The following is a 16,377-nucleotide window of genomic DNA, read 5'->3' as shown; positions in this document are numbered from 1 at the left end:
ACACATTATTTTTTACTTTCGGCTGCTGGAGCAGTGCAGGTATTGGGAAGCTCCGCTGGCCATTGGCGCGTGCTGCCTGCGCCGTACAACACGTGTATGCCACATTCAATATCCACCCGCGCCAAAGGTTTGCCACTGGTGTCTAGCATCATTGATGTATCACCGGTAGAAACAATGGCCACGCCGCTGTCGAAGGTAGAAACCGCGTCAAACACTGGAGGAATAACAAAGTGCCCCGCCGCGTTAATAAAGCCGTAGTGGTTGTCCACCTTGGCGAAGGCCAAATCATTTACCGGTAATCCAAGATCGGCATAGCTGACGTCAGGCAACACTTTACCCTGTCCATCAATCCACACCTTTTGTCCGTCGTCACGCGTCAGAACTGCACGACCATTGCTGATGACACTGGCTTTGCCCTGTACCGCCAAAGCTAACTTGCCGGTGTTATCAACATAGCGCGTAGTGGCAACATCATCCTGAGCATCATAAGACATCGGCATATCGCTGGCTAACGGCCAGTGCCACTGCCCCGCAGGCATCTGCGCCACCCGGGTACCCGCGTTATCAATCAATTCGGTACCCTGCTCGCTGCTACGCAAAGCTCGGTCTTTCACAAAAGCAGAGCTTTCCGTCGCCAACGCGGGTTCGATTTGCCAAGCGCCCTGTGCCGACAGATAGCCCTCTTGCGGCTGGCGAGACAGCTTTATCCAGTCGCCCACGGCGGTGATTTGCGTCTGTTGCTCATGCAGTTCGACATTGCTCAGGCTGCTCAGCAACCAGGACTGCCCGCCCGTCGCCGTCGCCAAAATGCGGCCATCTTTGAACTGCGTAACATCCAAACCGGTGGTCGGGGCGATACGCTGCTTGATGTCCGTCCCCATCACCGAGGCCAATACCGAGGTTTCAGGCTGGTCGGCAACAAGAGGATTGGTTAGCAACCAGAGTGCCGGATTGATTCGCTCAGCTTTGGCATATTTAGCGTCAACCACCAGCTTGCCGCTCTCATCCACCAGCCCCCACAGACCGTTTGGCAATTGCACAGCGGCCTGCTGACCGGCGTAGGTATCGACATTTTTATAAGCTGGCGAAGAGATAACCTGCTGGCTGAGGACGTCGTAAATCCCCCAAAGAGCACCTTCAGATGCCGTCTCGCGGTAACGGAACCAGCCGTTACCGATAGACTCAAGCTCAAAGGCATCAGGCAGATTGAAATGCTTGCCGTTGGTATCAATGGCGGTCAGTTTGCCATTCAAATAATCCAACGCGTAACCCTGTACGAATGGCGAGATATTGTCTTCGGTCAGCGGAACACGCACTTTCCCCTGCTCATCGACGATGCCGGTACCCTGCGCGGTTTTCACAATAAATTGCTGGGAAATATCACCTTTCGGGTCAGCAGTGACTTCGGCTGCGGCGGGCTGAATGTCCAGCCACTTGCTATTAATCTGCAATGAACCGTCGGCACGCATAAAACCTGCGCCAGTTTTTGAAGAGGAGTCAGGGCGAATCAGGGCGATTGGCGCCGTCTCGGACGCGGCGTTACCGCGCAATGGCTCAAGACGGTAACCTTCCAGAGCAGAGTTGTTCTTCTGGCCAATTAGCGCCTTGCCGTTGCTATCCACGATATTGATAACTTTTCCCTGCTCGTTTTTAAGCCACAGGTTGCCGATAATTACGTCGCTGTCAGCAATTTGCCCAAGCCAGGCCACATTTTGCGCGCCGCCAATCATGCCGCCAGAGGCGGAGATAATGGCATTCACTTTCGGTGAGCCATCTTTGACGGTCAGCAGGAAATCACCCGTATCTTGAATCAGCGGCACACTTCCCGCAGGCAGGCTCAAGATGGCTTTTTTACCCGGCACATAGATGTCAACCGACTCTTTCCCCTGAGCCGACAGAACATAATTGCCCTGATAGATCAGCGAATTCGCTTGCTGTTGCTCAAAAGACGCCACCACCGCGCTGCTGTTATCCAACAGTTTTACGTCATCCGCCGTTTTTGCCAGCCAAAACTCTGGCGTCACGGCTTTTACGGAGAGATATTTTTGCGTATCCGTAGTGCCATCGGCGCGAATCAGCGTGATGCCATCATCGCCAGTCGCTAAGGCTAAACGCTGATTATTGGCATCTAACTGAATGTTTTTAAACTGAGGTTTAAGCCGCCATTCGAGGTTTTGATCTGCAATACCAAAGCCCTCAATGCCGCGCGCGATAAACAGCTGGTTTTTACCAAACGGCTGCAAAATTTCCATCTTATCGCTGGCAACGTGGCGCGACTCGTCGGGGGCGAGAAGCACTGTTTTATAATCCAAACGCAGACGCGCAGGCTCACCATCGCTTAACGTCGCCGTATCCACCAAGTCATCTAGCGGCTGGCCGACTTGGCCACCTTTACGATCGATAATTTGCGCTTTGCCATTGACCGTCACGACGGCCAAACCTGACTGGGTAAAGTTCTCTGCCTGGTCGAAAGTCGGTTTGATTATCCAGTTACCGCTGGTGTCGATGAATCCCCATTTCCCCTCTTGTTCGACTTTCGCCGCACCATAGTGGAAATCGCCAACACTATCGAACATCGGCTTAATAACCAGCTGGCCTTGAGCATCAAGGAAGCCCCAACGGTTGCCAGTTGGCGTTGCTGGCGAAGGCGAAGCGGCGGGCTGAGGTTCAGAGGCGGCAGGCGGGTTCGCAGCCCCCTCTGGCTGGGCCGGATTTTCGACTAAGAGCTGTTGGGCTGCCGGCAGTTGAACCGCCGCGCGACCTTCACGAACATTGCGAATGCAGAGATTTTGCGTTGCAGGTAAAGCGAGCTCTGCCAGATGCGAGGCATCCGTCGGGTTAGCGTCAGCAAAACAGGCATTACTTGGCTCGGCCAGAGCCGGATAAGCAAACCCGACCATAGCCATCATGCTGCCAGTATAAACCGCGCCGCGAATCGCCGCGCGCAGGGAAATACGGCCAACTCTGTCGGTCATTGACCACTCCCATTGGCGCAAGTCACCGGCTTCAGCGGCCAGAACTGGTGCCCTTTGGCATCAGTAATGATGCGCTGATTACAGTGCACTTCGAGCTGCGCCAGCACGTTTCCATTAGTATTAAGCAACTGCGCCTGACCTTTCATTCCTGCCCATGCACGCTTTTCACTAAAGTCTTCAGCCCATTCAAACTCAGGCACCACGGCAAAGCGCCCGGCCAGATTGATATAACCAAAGTTCGCACCATAGGTCGCCTGTTTCATGGCTTTCGCCAGGCCATCATTCATGCCGCCAATCTTATCGAAATAGGAGCCGATCACTTTCTTGCCATTCGTGTCAATCAGGCCGAAAAGACCGTTAGTGTCTTTAAATGGCACCGTCCCTTCGCTGGCGTCGTTGACCTGCACGCTACTTAGCCCCGGATAACGCTGAACTTCGTGACCTGAGTTATCAAACAGCACCGTTTCGCCGGTGGCATTATCGTTGAGCACCAACCGTGCCATCGAGGAGAGAGGTTCAGCTGTTTCGAAGCCTTCCAGCGGCTCGCCACCCGAAGTATCAATCAGCATGACATGATTATCGCTGACGGCACTGGCCCAATCCTGTGGCTGAACAAAATTCAGCGCGGCGGAATAGAGAGGCTGAACTTGCCATTGACCCTGACTATCAATGGCGCCGAAGCGCGGGCCAAATCCAAGCAGCACCCACTCGTTATCGATATTAACGGATGAAGGGATAATTGCCTTGCTCACCGCAGCGCGCCCATCGTTGTCGATTAAAGCAACACCGCCCTCGGCAGGCTGTACCAGCCAATGTTCTTTGCCCACGTTTAGCGGCTTACCAAGCAAGTTGCTGGCGACCGACTGTCCATTAGCGGCATTAAACAAGCTGAAATGCTGCTGAGTGTTCGCTGCATCATTCGGCTGGTCATCGTCGGAGATGCTAAACATGGCATCGCCAATATATTGTGGCTTGCCTGAGCGTTCTTGGTCAGGAGCAATCGCCCATTGGCCGGCGCGATTAATCACGCCCCAGCCGCCATCGGCTCTTGCCACGGCATAACCCTCTTTAAAGTCATCGACTTCAAAGAATTGCGGCGCGGCTAATACACTTTTGCTTTGAATGTCCCACAGGCCCCAGCGACGATCTTTGCCTTCACCTTCCGCCGTCAGCAGTACGCCGGAACTAATACGCTGACCGCTCTGCAAAATGTTGTCTGGCGCATCGATGACGTTGCCGTGACTATCGATAATGCGTTTGCTTTCAGGCTTATTATCTTCAGTCGTCGCCCAGCTGTAATCACCGGTGAAAGGGGTAATTTGCGCGAAGGTTGGCTGAATCGCCCATTTGCCATCGGCATCAATGGCGCCCATTTTATGATTCTCGGTTTGCACCAACAGCGGCGCATGGCGAATATCGCCTTCAATGCTGGCCCACTGCGGATCGGAGAACACTTCGCCTTGCGACGTTAAGATCGCGACAGATTTTTTGGCGTCATTCGGTTTGAGCAGTGCCCAAGGTAACCCCTGTGCTTGTGCATTTTGCTCGCCATTACCATTGCCTAACTCATGGGCACCTAAAGGCTGAACCTGATAATCACGCAGTGCATTCAGCACGGAATCCGCCAGAAGACCGACGCCATTACTGTTATAAACCTGCACAACTTGAGGCGTTTTACCCTCATTTTGGCTAACCCACAGGTTGCCATTTTGCAGCAGTAACTGCGGCTTGGTGGCTTTAACATTGACGATTTGATTCTGTGGGCCGATAAGGGTTACCCCTTTGCTGCCTTTAGCGACTAACCAGTCGCCCCAGTCTTGCAAGTCTTCAGCCTGATCGGCGGCAAGATCCTGAACTTTCTCCAGGGTACTGCTGAGCAGTTGATGACCGCCGTTATCAGTGGTGACTAACCAACTGCCTGATTTCAGGGCATGTACGGCTTTGTATTTTTCTTTGCTGACCGCAACGCCTTGTTTATCAAGGAATGCCCAATCAGTTTTATCTTTTACAGCAATAATATCGCCATTGAGCACCGGCGCATTGCGTGTTTTCAATACCATTGGATCAACGGCCCATTCGCCATTCTGATCAAGATATCCCCAGTAGCCGCTGTCGGCAGTATCACGCTTCTGAGCTGGAATCAGTCCTGACTGCGGCTCTTGAAGCGCCATCACGTCATCGGGTAATGCGAGGGATTTGCTGGTCTCAGCATTCCACAGCGCAGGAGGAACCTGAGTCTGAACGCTCGCCAGCGCCTGTCCTTTGACAAAACCTTCACTGTCCAGCGATGCACCAAATGGCAGGGTCTGAATCACCGCGCCTTTGCGGTCAATCAGCGCCAGACGATTATCGATGACCACCAACGCAGTACCGGCGGCATTAAAATCCGTCGCGCGGGTAAAGCGAGGTTCAATTACCCAATGGCCTTTCTTATCTATGTAGCCAAAGAGATCGTCTTTCTTCGCCGCGGCAATATCATTAGAGAAGCCGCTGACTTCGCGGAACTGAGGTTCAATGACCATATGGCCGGTGAGATCAACATAACCCCACAGCCCTTGGGCATCGCGCGAGGCCCCCATCAAAACCGGGGATAAGCCTTGCTGGAAAGGCAATTGGCACTTTTCAGCTGTTTTGGCGTTACTGCACGCCCGCAACCAAGCATCGTCTGCGTGGGCCGGCAAGCTAAAAGTAGCATTCAGAACTATCGCTAAGGCGCTGAAGTTTCTGAGATGTTTGAGTGTTTCGGAGCAAATCATCCGATTCCCTTATGACAAGATAATAAGAAAGTTTAGCGCACATAACCCTGATGATTTCGCTAGTGACGCGTTAAACGGTAAAAATCCGTGAATAATCAAGTTCAATGGTACTTACACGCTACGGCTTACAGGGTGTCAGCTTGTGAGATAAAAAGCAGCTATTTTATTGCCTCAACCCGCATGAATACACTTAATAACGGCACTTCTGCATGAAAACTCAACGTTATTTTAAGATTTATTTTCGCGTTGCTTTTGCACACTTATGGATTGAACGCTTCCCAACTGAAAATGTGTCCATAAAAACCTCTATTTACAACTTTCCAGCGTTCGGCGATGTGCAATTTCCTTCTGCACAATCGTAGAAAAAACCGCCATCGGCGTCTATCCCCGACTTACCAGTTTCCAAGAAACCTCGTAAAAAATATTAACCGTTACATCAGTTACATAGCGTTATTAGATTGAACATTCCAACAATTGAAAAAGAGTCGAAATAGCTCAGTTTGCTTATTGCCATCCCCCCAACCAGACTGCATTCTGTATTTCGAGCATCACCGCCGTTCGGCCCCAAGCCGATCTCTTTTCCATCAGACTGAATGACGCCATGAATAATAAAAATTTTTGTACCGTGGCCGACGTGGCCGACCTTGAGACTGGCCTACGTGAGATTCGCCAACACCTGCATCAACACCCGGAACTCTCCAACGAAGAGGCCAAAACCGCCGATTTCGTTGCTAAAGAACTCAGCCAGCTCGGCTATCACGTCACCATGGGCGTGGGCGGGCACGGCGTCGTTGGCACCATGAAACGTGGCACGGGCAATCGCAGCATTGGTATTCGTGCGGATATGGACGCCCTGCCTATTAATGAAGAGACCGGCGCGGCCTATGCCAGCCAGACTTCAGGCGTGATGCATGCCTGCGGCCACGACGGCCACACCACCATGCTGTTAGGTGCCGCCAAACAGTTGGCCCGCAGCAAAAACTTCTCCGGTACCGTGCACCTTATCTTCCAGCCAGCCGAAGAGATTGGTTTCAACAGTGGCGCGCAGCGCATGCTTGAAGAGGGCCTGTTCGAGCGTTTCCCTTGCGATGCGGTCTACGGGCTGCACAACCATCCGGGCTATCCGGCAGATAAAATGATGTTCCGCGCCGGGCCATTTATGGCGGCGTGTGACACGGTGAATATCACCATTCGCGGCAAAGGCGGCCATGCTGCGCGCCCGCACATGACCGTTGACCCTATTCTGGTCGCCAGCAGCTTGGTGGTGGCGCTGCAAACCGTGGTTTCGCGCAATATCGATCCGAACGAAACCGCCGTCGTCACTATTGGCTCGCTGCACGCAGGCCACGCGTCTAACGTCATCCCTGAAACTGCCCGCATTGAAATGAGCGTGCGCTCTTTCGACGCCGGAGTGCGTAAAATTCTTGAAGAGCGCATCCGTTCTTTAGCCGAACTGCACAGCGCGGGCTATGGCGCGGTGGCGGAGATTGAGTATGTGCCGGGCTATCCGGTGCTGGTGAATCATGCGCAGGAAACGGCCTTTGCCTTAGAGGTGGCGAAAGAGTTGCTCGGGGAAGAAAACGTGGTGGACAACTTGCCGCCGATTTCAGGCAGCGAGGACTTTGCTTACTTCTTGCAGAACAAGCCGGGCTGCTTCTTGCGCTTGGGCAATGGCAATAGCGCCGTGCTGCACAACCCAGCCTATGATTTCAACGACGACAGCCTAACTATCGGCGCGGCTTACTGGACCCGTTTAGTCGAGCGTTACCTGACTGAGAACCTTGATTAATTCAGAAGGTTAGCGGCAAAAACCAAACCAGCGCATGCCTAAGTGGAAGTGATTGGCGTGCGCTGCGTTATAGTCTGGCCCAATGGAGTTACCAAAGTAAGGGCAGCTGCGATTGAACATATCGCGGATAAAACTGCCGCTGGCGTCATCCTGCTTCCAGGCTTTCAGCACCGTGATATTTCTGCCATCGGCAAGCCGGAATCCCCCAACATCCAAGGCTTCCGCCGTGGCATGTTCGCTTAACCGCCCTTCTGCACGATGATAAACATTGCGACAGGCATAGCTGCCAAGATGGTCAATTCGAGTCAGCCCGGCTCCCAGCTGTGCTTCGGACTGAGGTTTCGCGACCTGCGAAACAAACATCGCGCTACTCAGCGCCAATCTACAACTCGCCAAAAAGCTTGAGCTTAAAGAGACCGAACCGAATTTCTGCACCCGCACCGGAGACTGCAACGGGCAGTTCCCCTGCGTGCTGGCAACTCGCGTGAAAGTAATCGCCCCCTCCTGTTCCGCGCTATCAAGCACTGCCAAACAAGCCTCAGGATCATTGTCCAACCGACGGAGTTTGTACTTGGTAATAACATTCGGCGGATCGTTAACAGACAACGGCGTAAAAGGGTTATAGCGCGAAGGCACCCTCTCCGTGATCCAAGGCGCCGCATACAGCAGAGCGACCAAGACAATGATCAGAACAACCACATACTTCATCAGCAGGGTCCTTATGGTTGTGGGTTTAGTGTACAGCTAGAAGGGTGAGTTTTGGGGTAATTTTAGTGTATGGGTGAGGTTTGTGGGGAAATGAATAGCCCGGACTTTTTTTTAACTCCTGATGGTTTGACCAAAAATTTGTTACGGCGATAAATGCCACTGGAATTAAGTTTAAAGATAGCCCACCTACTTTTCATGAAATTAGGAGTCTAGACGGCAGGTTGTACGAGATGGAGAAAGGGAAGGAATTTGCGATGAAATTGCTGGGCATAAATCTGAAAAAGTGACAGCCAAGTGATTCGATACCAGAGGGAAAGAATACGCAATTCTGTAAAAGACCGAATACAGAATTTCGTGTGATTTTCGTTTTTCCTGAAAATAACTCTTTAAAATCAATAACCAAAAAAAAGACCGAATACGATTCCTATATTCGGTCTAGGGAAATGGCTCTTGGGAGAGAGCCGTGCGCTAAAAGTTGGCATTAATGCAGGCGGTTAAGCCGTACAACTTAAAGCGTAGTTGAGAGTTGCTCGTTTTCCAATCAACTTGTAACCAAGTGATAATAACTTCGCTAAATTAGTTGCTCTTTGTGATAACAATCTCAAAACAGAGGTGAAATTGCTGGCATAGAGCAGGGCTTTAAGACTTAGCAAAGGGTCTCGGCTTTGGCAATGAATGGAGCGAGGCTCATTTTCTGGCCTGGGTTTTTCGGGTCGTCGAGCAGGATCTTATCCAGCGGCACGGCCTGTACTTTGTGGCTCTTCACCTGCTCGCGCGCGACATCGTTCAGGGGATACTGGGCCAGCGTGCTGTCGTTAATCACATACAGCGCCTTGCCTGCACGGCATTGCAGCATGACTTCTTCGCGGGTGAATGCCCAATCTTTGCCATACTGGAGACGTGAAACCGTCACTAGCTCAGGCGCGGCGAAGCTGCTGGCTGACACAGCGAGCAGCAGAGTGGCAAGGAGTGTTTTCCTCATGGCTTTTTCCTTTATAACTAACTTTAAAACGTGATCACGCCGAAGCGAGTCGCCCTTCCCCGCTATCTAATTTAGAACGGTGACAGCGTGGCAAACCAGCTGACCAGCAGCATCACCACTAGCGATAGCACTAACTCAAGCTTGGTGGCGGAAGCCAGTCGCTGATAGGCCAACTGCGGCTGGGTCGGGATCAGCGGAACTAACCGATAGCGATTAAATATCGCCACGCCGGTCATCACCACCACCAGCGTGATTTTAACCAACAGCAGCTGGATATATCGCGACGACAGGTCGGTGGGCAGGCGTTGCAAAATAATGGCGCTGTTGAGTATCCCGGTGAGGATCACCAGCGCGACCGCCACGTGCCCGCAGGTTGAGAAGCGAATGAGCGTCGCTATGGCGTAAGGCCGCGTCTCGTCCCGTTCGGTGTAAAGCAGGCAACCTAACAGTGGCAGTAAGCTACCGAACCAGTAGGCGGCGCTTAGCAGGTGCAAGGTGTGATTACCGCGTTGCAACAGGCCCAGCGCGCCTTCGTTCATGGCCGCGTGACCAATCAGTGCCTGGCTGAACAGCAGGCCGGTGCTGGTTAAGAACATCAGCATCACCCGCCCCGGCAGCCAGTCCATCAGCCACACCATCAGCGCAATCGTAGTGAGTAACAGGTGCCAGCGCCAGACCTCACCAAAGGTGGTGGTCAGCACCAGTAACCAGACATTGAGGTTTAAACAATCCTCAAGGCCGTTGCCCATCAATCCAGCTTGAATCGCCAGCATGCCAACCGCCGTTAGCGCGGCGACCCCGACCGAAAGGGTCATCAGGCGATGATTCTGGTTAAGCAACCCTGTTGCGAATCCTTTCGGTGCCAGCAGTCCCGTCATCACGCTGATGCCAAATATCTGCATCACCGCGGCAAAATGGAAAAACCGGCACAGAACAAACAAAGTGGCCAGAGTCATGGCTTATTGCACCGTGAAACTGTACTGCCCCTCAGTTTTGTGACCATCCACTGAAACGACGTGCCATGAAACGGTGTATTTGCCCGCCTTCAAAGGCGCATTCAGAGGCACGATGGCCTGAGTCTTGTCGTTGGCCGCCAGAGCCAGTTTGCCCGTCTCGATAGCTTTGTTGTCAGGACCGCTCAGCGCGACCTTGCTGAAATTAGGTTCAATCCCTTCGCTGAAGCCCAGAGTCAGCTCGGTGGGTGCAGATTTAAGGGTGGTATCGGCAGCCGGGGTTTCAGTTTTCAAGTGAGCGTGCGCCAGAGCCTGTTGTGACATAAGACCTAAAGCAAGCACCGCGGAAGTAGCCAAAATACGGCAGAGAGAAGAGGATTTTTGCGACACAATTTTTCCTTAGCTTTCTGGTTGAGGGATTTTAACGCCGCAACTTTAGCGCAAAGTCGCCCTGCAAGTCTGTCAAATTTAAGGGATGGTTTAGGGAATCGTTAAGCAGAGCCGAAGTTTGGCACTTTTTGCCCCAAGGCAAAAACAAAAAAACCGCAGCGCTATCAGGTTGCCCTGAAGCTTACTGCGGTTTATTACCAGACGTTTGACGACGAAGTAATTAGGCTGATGGACCTTGGTTGACCATGCCTTTCAGATCTTTGTCGACGAAGAACAGACCATTGCCGGTGTTGCTAACCAGTCCCAGTTTATCCAGAACAGATTTGAACAAGGTTTCTTCTTCATGCTGCTCTGCCACGTACCACTGCAGGAAGTTGAAGGAAGAGTAATCTTTCAGCGTCATAGCCAGATCAGCAAGTTCATTGATTTTGGTGGTGATGTGCTGCTCATGCTCGTAAGTCTGCTGGAAGACGTCGGACAGTGACTCAAACTCCACCGGCGGCGCGGCAATCGCACCCAGCAGTGGCAGAGCGCCGGTGTCGCTGACGTATTTGAACAGGCGGTGCATGTGTTCCATCTCTTCCTGCGAATGTTGCATCAGGAAAGCGGCGGCGCCTTCAAAACCTTTATCGCTGCACCATGCGCTCATTTGCAGATATAAATTGGCAGAGTAGAACTCAAGATTCAGTTGTTCATTCAACTGATCGATCATTTCTTTTTTAAGCATAATAGCTCCACATAAATTGGCGAGTAGCAGGATGAATTCATTATTTTCACGCATTATGCCGATCGTAGAACAAAATAAAAACACCTTATTCACAATAATAATGATATAAATAATGAAAATATATAATACATTGATAAATAACGAATTATAAATTTCTTTCAAATCTTATTGAGAATTATTCACAGCGAATCTAAATATTAAAAGAGAATCATTCTTATTCTTTATTTATTTCTTTTTAAGCTATTTCCCGCCATATTTTCGAAAATAATCAAGAATGATTCTTATTACCTGAAATTAATTAGCAGATTAAAAATGGGCTGTGAACATTCACCCAACGCGCTGGGTCGAGTACAATGCGCGCCAAGGCTCGCTTTGGGGAAAATCAATGAACAAGAATTTGGCTGATCTGAGTAAAGAAGAGATGGATAAGGTGAACGTTGATTTAGCCGCGTCTGCCGTGGCGTTCAAAGAGCGCTACAACATGCCGGTGGTGGCGGAAATGGCCGAGCGCGAACAGCCGGCACACCTGCGGGATTACTTCCGCGAGCGCGTGGCGCACTATCGTGCAGAGTCGCACAAATACTCACGCCTGCCGTACGAACCTAAGCAAAAGTAGCCTTAAGCTCGGCCAGCAGGCGCGGGTTGAAGCCTTAAGCGCGGGCGAAACGCTCGTTGGCGCGAATCAGCTGGTCGAGAATGCCCGGCTCGTCAAACGAGTGCCCCGCCCCTTCAATGATATGCAGGTCAGCTTCCGGCCAGGCCTGCGCCAGATCCCACGCATTCTGCACCTGACAGGCCATATCATAGCGCCCGTGAATGATAACTCCCGGAATGTGCCGAATACGCTCGACGTTCTTCAGCAGCTGATCGTCACTGTCTAAAAAGCCCATATGGGTGAAGTAGTGATTCTCAATGCGCGCGAAGGCCAGAGCAAAATCATCTTCGCCAAAGGATGCCGCGTCTTCCGTCGGCAGCAGCGTGACCGTCTCCCCTTCCCACAGGCTCCAGATTTTTGCTGCTTCGAGCTGCACGGCCCGATCGTCGGAGGTGAGGCGTTTACGGTAAGCCGCCATCACGTCCCACCGCTCTTCTGGCGATAAAATCGATAACATGCGCTGCCATTTGTCAGGGAAGAAGCGCGACGCGCCTTCCTGATAGTACCAATGCAGCTCCTGCTTTCTCAGGGTGAAGATGCCGCGCAGGACGATTTCACTGACGTGCTCGGGATGGGTCTGGGCGTAGGCCAGCGCCAGCGTCGCGCCCCAAGAACCACCAAACACCAGCCACTTATCCACGCCCGCCATTTTGCGCAGACGCTCAATATCTTCGACCAAATGCCAGGTAGTGTTGTTGTCCAGACTGGCGTGAGGTTTGGATCGCCCGCAGCCGCGCTGGTCAAACAGCATGACGTCGTAATCGTTGGGATTAAACAACTGGCGATGAACAGAGGAACAGCCGCCGCCCGGCCCGCCGTGAATAAACACCGCCGGTTTGCCCTGCGGATTACCGCTGCGCTCCCAATAAATCTGGTGACCGTCGCCGGTGTCCAGCATCCCGCTGGCATACGCCTCTCTTGGCGGATATAAACCTTTCAATTTCGGCATGGCGTTTCCTGTTTTTTGAGGTCCAGAATATCAATTTCTCATTTACGCTTTCTCATAACAGCGCATCAGGCTAACCCGGTCAATCAACAACATGTTGTTAACAATAAAAAAATGCATTTTTTCAATCAGTCGCACAGTAAATCAGCGCCGTTGTATAAAGAAACGGCATAACGCTGCAAAAAATTCCTCATAAGAGCAGGTCAAAAAACAATAACTCGCATAGAAACATGCCGTTGAGCGAAACCTCGCCGCCCGCTATTGCAAGTTGAGCGAATTAAGCAGTAAATAGGTGAGCAACCCAATCCACTAGCTTTAGAGAGGCAAGCCACCATGAGTAAAGGAATGGATAGCAAAAAGAATGCGAAGAAGAAGCCGCTGAAAACGCCAGCTGAGAAAAAAGCTGATAAGAAAGCCAAAAAGGCAGCCGCTTAACTGTTTCTTGAGTCATTTAAGTCACACCGTTTCGTATTGATACAAACCCGCTGATAGCGGGTTTTTTTGTTTATTTACCCTCTGCGTCAGCGCCATCACCGCTATCTGCTGGCATGTTGTTCTCCGCACAGGGCCATCCGCAGAAAAGTGCGGAGGGTTGGTCAGGGGCCACCTATCCTTTACACTTTGATCATTGAGAAGCTTGCTCATTAATAAGAACCAAACAGGAGAATCGGTATGACATTCCGGGTAATTGATACGGAAACCTGTGGCCTGGACGGCGGCATTGTTGAAATCGCCACCGTCGACCTGATAGACGGCGAGATTGTGCAGCCGATGAGCGACCTGATAAGCCCAGATCGGCCGATTAGCCATGAGGCGATGGCCATCCACCACATCACTGAAGAGATGGTCGACGGCAAACCGCGCATCGCGGCGGTCATCGGCAAGTATCACGGCAGCCAGTATTACGTGGCGCACAACGCGGCTTTCGATCGCGGCGTGCTGCCTGAGATGCACGGGCAGTGGATTTGCACCCTGAAGCTGGCACAGGCGCTGTATCCGAATATTCGTTACAGCAACCAGTATCTGCGCTACGCCCTGAAGCTCGACGTCACCGTTCCCGAAGGCCTGTACCCGCACCGCGCGTTGTATGATTGCTATGTCACCGCCGCGCTGCTCAAGCGAATTATTGTCGATTCAGGCTGGAGCGCGGAGAAAATGGTCGAGATAAGCAACCGCCCGACCCTGCTGCGGACGCTGAAATTTGGTAAGTATCGCGGGCAGAAGATTGAAGATATCGCGCTGCAAGACCCGGATTATCTGCGCTGGATGTTGAAGTCGATTAAAGATTTAAGCGGCGATATGCGCTTTAGCATTGAGCATTTTCTGGAGAAGTAATAAGAACTTGCTGACGTCACGCGGCCCTTTCATTGCGAAAAGGCCGCGCTATTAACTCATAGAATTACGACTTTCCCGCCAGTGCCAGAACAAAAGCATATTCCAGCGCAATGTCTTCGTAAGCCTTGAAGCGCCCCGACTTGCCGCCGTGGCCGGAATCCATATCGGTATACATCAGCAGCTGGTTATCGTCAGTTTTCAACTCACGCAGCTTCGCCACCCACTTGGCCGGTTCCCAGTATTGCACCTGAGAATCATGCAGGCCGGTGGTCACCAGCATATTCGGGTAATCCTGCGCCTTGACCTGATCGTACGGGCTATATTGCAGAATATAGTCGTAGTAGGTTTTGTCATTCGGATTGCCCCACTCGTCATACTCGCCGGTGGTCAGGGGGATAGACTCGTCGAGCATGGTGGTCACCACGTCAACAAAGGGTACCTGCGCGACTATGCCGCGATATAACTCCGGCGCCTGGTTAATCACCGCGCCCATCAGCAAGCCGCCGGCGCTGCCGCCCATGGCATAAACCTGACTGGCTTCGCCATAGCCCTCGGCCACTAGTTCTTTGGTGACGTCGATGAAGTCGTGGAAGGTGTTCATTTTGTTGAGCAGCTTGCCGTTGTCATACCACTGCTGGCCCAGCTCTGCGCCGCCGCGAATGTGTGCCAGAGCGAAGACAAAGCCGCGATCCAACAGACTCAGGCGGCTGCCGCTAAATGCCGGGTCCATACTGCTGCCGTAAGAGCCGTAGCCATAAACCAGCAGCGGGTTGCTGTTGGGTTTGAAGGTATCACGGCGGTATACCAGCGAAACCGGCACTTTCACGCCGTCGCGCGCGGTTACCCAAACGCGCTCGCTGCGGTAGTTGGCCGCGTCGAAATCTTTCACTTCCTGCTGCTTCAATAGCCTGCGCTCGCCGGTGTCCAGATTCAGCTCAAACAGCGAGCTTGGCGTGGTCATTGAGGAGTAGCCATAGCGCAGCAGCGAGGTGTCCGGCTCTGGGTTGTAGGCCAGCCAGGTCACATAGGTCGGGTCATCAAAGCTTAGGGACTTCTCTTCACCCGTCGCCCAGTGGATCTGGCGCAGGTTGGTCAGCCCCTGCTCGCGCTCTTCCACCACCAGCCAGTCGCGGAACAGGCTAAAGCCCTCCAGCATCACCGCCTCGCGCGGGGCGATCAGCGTCTGCCAGCTGGCTTCGTTGTTATCGGCGCTTTTGTATAAACCGAAGTTTTTACCGTCTTTTGGCGCGGCGATGTCGCGGTTGGAGCGAATGTAGAAATGGCCCTGATAGTGGTCCAGCCCGTATTCGTGGTCTTTACGGCGCGGGACGAATACCTGCGGCTTGGCCTGCGGGTCGTTGGCGTCTAGCAGCAGCACTTCGGAGGTGGTGGTGCTGTCGAGATGAATAATCACATACTGGTCGGAGGTGGTTTTATCCAGACCGACGTAGAAAGTGTCATCCTTCTCTTCATACACCAGTTGGTCGTTTTTCGGATCGGTGCCGACGGTGTGGCGGTAAACCTGATATGGCAACAGCGTCTTTTTATGTTTACGCACGTAATACAGGGTCTGGGAGTCGTTGGCCCACTCGCTGCCTGCGGTGTTCTTCAGCAGGTCATCGTTCCAGCTCTCATCCTGCAAATTCTTGATGCGAATGTCATATTGGCGACGAGAGAGGAAATCTTCCGAGACGGCCATCAGCTTGTTGTCCGGGCTGATATCCAGACCGCCCAGCGTGTAGAACTCGCTGTCGCTGGCGCGCTCATTGCCGTCAATCAGCGTCTGCCACTGCTCGCTCTCGGCGGCTGGCTGGCGCAGATAGATCGCGTATTCATTGCCCGGCTCGTAGCGGGTCTGATAGCGATAGCTGTGTTTGACATAAGGTACCGAGTGGTCCTGCTGCGCGATGCGCGCCACCATCTCTTGATACAGGGTTTCGCGCAGCGCCTGATGGGGTAACAGCGCCTGTTCGGTATAGGCGTTTTCCGCCTGCAAATAGCTCAGCACGTCGCTGTTGGCGCGGTCATCGTCACGCAGCCAATAGTAATTATCGACACGGTCTTCACCGTGGATGGATAGCGTTTTAGGGCGTTTTTCAGCCTTTGGAGGTGTGATCATCAGGCTTTCTCTCAATATTCTTGAAGGTTTATGCAGAGTGAC

The 16,377-nt window shown here is 52.5% G+C and carries 12 protein-coding genes and 1 pseudogene; 4 read left to right on the top strand and 9 right to left on the bottom strand.

The features are described 5' to 3' along the window. Positions 1–5: 5 nt before the first annotated feature. Together ACT3RR_RS06695 and ACT3RR_RS06690 are read right to left on the bottom strand one after the other, a co-directional pair. A complete protein-coding gene (locus ACT3RR_RS06695; protein ID WP_496199989.1) occupies positions 6–2,975 on the bottom strand; it encodes a WG repeat-containing protein in 2,970 nt (989 codons plus the stop codon). Then, entirely contained in the window at positions 2,972–5,554 is a 2,583-nt protein-coding gene (locus ACT3RR_RS06690) for a WG repeat-containing protein (RefSeq protein WP_496199988.1), read from the bottom strand. Before ACT3RR_RS06690 ends, ACT3RR_RS06695 begins: the two co-directional genes overlap by 4 nt. Positions 5,555–6,332: 778 nt before the next feature. Here ACT3RR_RS06690 and ACT3RR_RS06685 point away from each other — a divergent pair. Beyond that, positions 6,333–7,520 (top strand): M20 aminoacylase family protein, encoded by a 1,188-nt coding sequence (locus ACT3RR_RS06685; RefSeq protein WP_496199987.1) that lies wholly within the window; start codon positions 6,333–6,335, stop codon positions 7,518–7,520. 9 nt (positions 7,521–7,529) lie between these two features. Here the strand turns inward: ACT3RR_RS06685 and ACT3RR_RS06680 are convergent, their stop codons facing one another. Continuing rightward, complete coding sequence (locus tag ACT3RR_RS06680) at positions 7,530–8,228, bottom strand: extensin-like domain-containing protein (protein WP_496199986.1); 699 nt, start codon at positions 8,226–8,228, stop codon at positions 7,530–7,532. A 93-nt stretch (positions 8,229–8,321) separates the two neighbouring features. Between ACT3RR_RS06680 and ACT3RR_RS06675 the strand changes: the two are divergent. Next, a pseudogene (locus tag ACT3RR_RS06675) lies at positions 8,322–8,515 on the top strand (tyrosine-type recombinase/integrase); the annotation flags it as partial. 359 nt (positions 8,516–8,874) lie between these two features. On the opposite strand, the gene ACT3RR_RS06670 reads toward ACT3RR_RS06675, so the two are convergent. The 4 genes from ACT3RR_RS06670 to ftnA all read right to left on the bottom strand — a co-directional run bounded on the left by ACT3RR_RS06670 (position 8,875) and on the right by ftnA (position 11,280). Then, the gene (locus ACT3RR_RS06670) at positions 8,875–9,210 is read right to left on the bottom strand and encodes a YebY family protein (protein ID WP_353502484.1); all 336 of its coding nucleotides are present in this window, start codon (positions 9,208–9,210) and stop codon (positions 8,875–8,877) included. Between the two features lie 71 nt (positions 9,211–9,281). Continuing rightward, on the bottom strand, positions 9,282–10,166 hold the full coding sequence (gene copD / locus ACT3RR_RS06665) for a copper homeostasis membrane protein CopD (RefSeq protein ID WP_496199985.1): 885 nt from the start codon (positions 10,164–10,166) through the stop codon (positions 9,282–9,284). Between the two features lie 3 nt (positions 10,167–10,169). After that, on the bottom strand, positions 10,170–10,556 hold the full coding sequence (copC, locus tag ACT3RR_RS06660) for a copper homeostasis periplasmic binding protein CopC (protein ID WP_396130920.1): 387 nt from the start codon (positions 10,554–10,556) through the stop codon (positions 10,170–10,172). Positions 10,557–10,773: 217 nt separating this feature from the next. Beyond that, on the bottom strand, positions 10,774–11,280 hold the full coding sequence (ftnA, locus tag ACT3RR_RS06655) for a non-heme ferritin (RefSeq protein ID WP_034791262.1): 507 nt from the start codon (positions 11,278–11,280) through the stop codon (positions 10,774–10,776). A 385-nt stretch (positions 11,281–11,665) separates the two neighbouring features. On the opposite strand from ftnA, the gene ACT3RR_RS06650 reads away from it, so the two are divergent. After that, positions 11,666–11,896, top strand: a complete 231-nt coding sequence (locus tag ACT3RR_RS06650; protein WP_353502486.1) for a DNA polymerase III subunit theta — start codon at positions 11,666–11,668, stop codon at positions 11,894–11,896. Positions 11,897–11,930: 34 nt separating this feature from the next. Here ACT3RR_RS06650 and pip read toward each other — a convergent pair whose 3' ends face one another. Beyond that, a complete protein-coding gene (gene pip / locus ACT3RR_RS06645; protein WP_496199984.1) occupies positions 11,931–12,884 on the bottom strand; it encodes a prolyl aminopeptidase in 954 nt (317 codons plus the stop codon). Between the two features lie 669 nt (positions 12,885–13,553). Between pip and exoX the strand changes: the two genes are divergently transcribed. Then, complete coding sequence (gene exoX, locus ACT3RR_RS06640) at positions 13,554–14,216, top strand: exodeoxyribonuclease X (RefSeq protein ID WP_496199983.1); 663 nt, start codon at positions 13,554–13,556, stop codon at positions 14,214–14,216. A 64-nt stretch (positions 14,217–14,280) separates the two neighbouring features. Here exoX and ACT3RR_RS06635 read toward each other — a convergent pair whose 3' ends face one another. Beyond that, positions 14,281–16,335 carry a S9 family peptidase gene (locus tag ACT3RR_RS06635; protein ID WP_496199982.1) on the bottom strand — a complete coding sequence of 685 codons (2,055 nt, stop codon included), beginning with the start codon at positions 16,333–16,335 and terminating at the stop codon, positions 14,281–14,283. Positions 16,336–16,377: the final 42 nt, after the last annotated feature.

It is taken from the genome of Ewingella sp. AOP8-B2-18, from assembly GCF_052376015.1.
Taxonomy (GTDB): domain Bacteria; phylum Pseudomonadota; class Gammaproteobacteria; order Enterobacterales; family Enterobacteriaceae; genus Ewingella; species Ewingella allii.
This window is presented reverse-complemented; position numbering and strand designations above follow the sequence as displayed.

Coding starts and splice junctions, on each gene's coding strand:
- ftnA (WP_034791262.1), bottom strand. CDS start 11,280: ATGCTTAAAAAAGAAATGATCGATCAGTTGAATGAACAACTGAATCTT.
- exoX (WP_496199983.1), top strand. CDS start 13,554: ATGACATTCCGGGTAATTGATACGGAAACCTGTGGCCTGGACGGCGGC.
- ACT3RR_RS06685 (WP_496199987.1), top strand. CDS start 6,333: ATGAATAATAAAAATTTTTGTACCGTGGCCGACGTGGCCGACCTTGAG.
- pip (WP_496199984.1), bottom strand. CDS start 12,884: ATGCCGAAATTGAAAGGTTTATATCCGCCAAGAGAGGCGTATGCCAGC.
- ACT3RR_RS06690 (WP_496199988.1), bottom strand. CDS start 5,554: ATGGGGGCCTCGCGCGATGCCCAAGGGCTGTGGGGTTATGTTGATCTC.
- ACT3RR_RS06670 (WP_353502484.1), bottom strand. CDS start 9,210: ATGAGGAAAACACTCCTTGCCACTCTGCTGCTCGCTGTGTCAGCCAGC.
- ACT3RR_RS06680 (WP_496199986.1), bottom strand. CDS start 8,228: ATGAAGTATGTGGTTGTTCTGATCATTGTCTTGGTCGCTCTGCTGTAT.
- ACT3RR_RS06635 (WP_496199982.1), bottom strand. CDS start 16,335: ATGATCACACCTCCAAAGGCTGAAAAACGCCCTAAAACGCTATCCATC.
- ACT3RR_RS06650 (WP_353502486.1), top strand. CDS start 11,666: ATGAACAAGAATTTGGCTGATCTGAGTAAAGAAGAGATGGATAAGGTG.
- copD (WP_496199985.1), bottom strand. CDS start 10,166: ATGACTCTGGCCACTTTGTTTGTTCTGTGCCGGTTTTTCCATTTTGCC.
- ACT3RR_RS06695 (WP_496199989.1), bottom strand. CDS start 2,975: ATGACCGACAGAGTTGGCCGTATTTCCCTGCGCGCGGCGATTCGCGGC.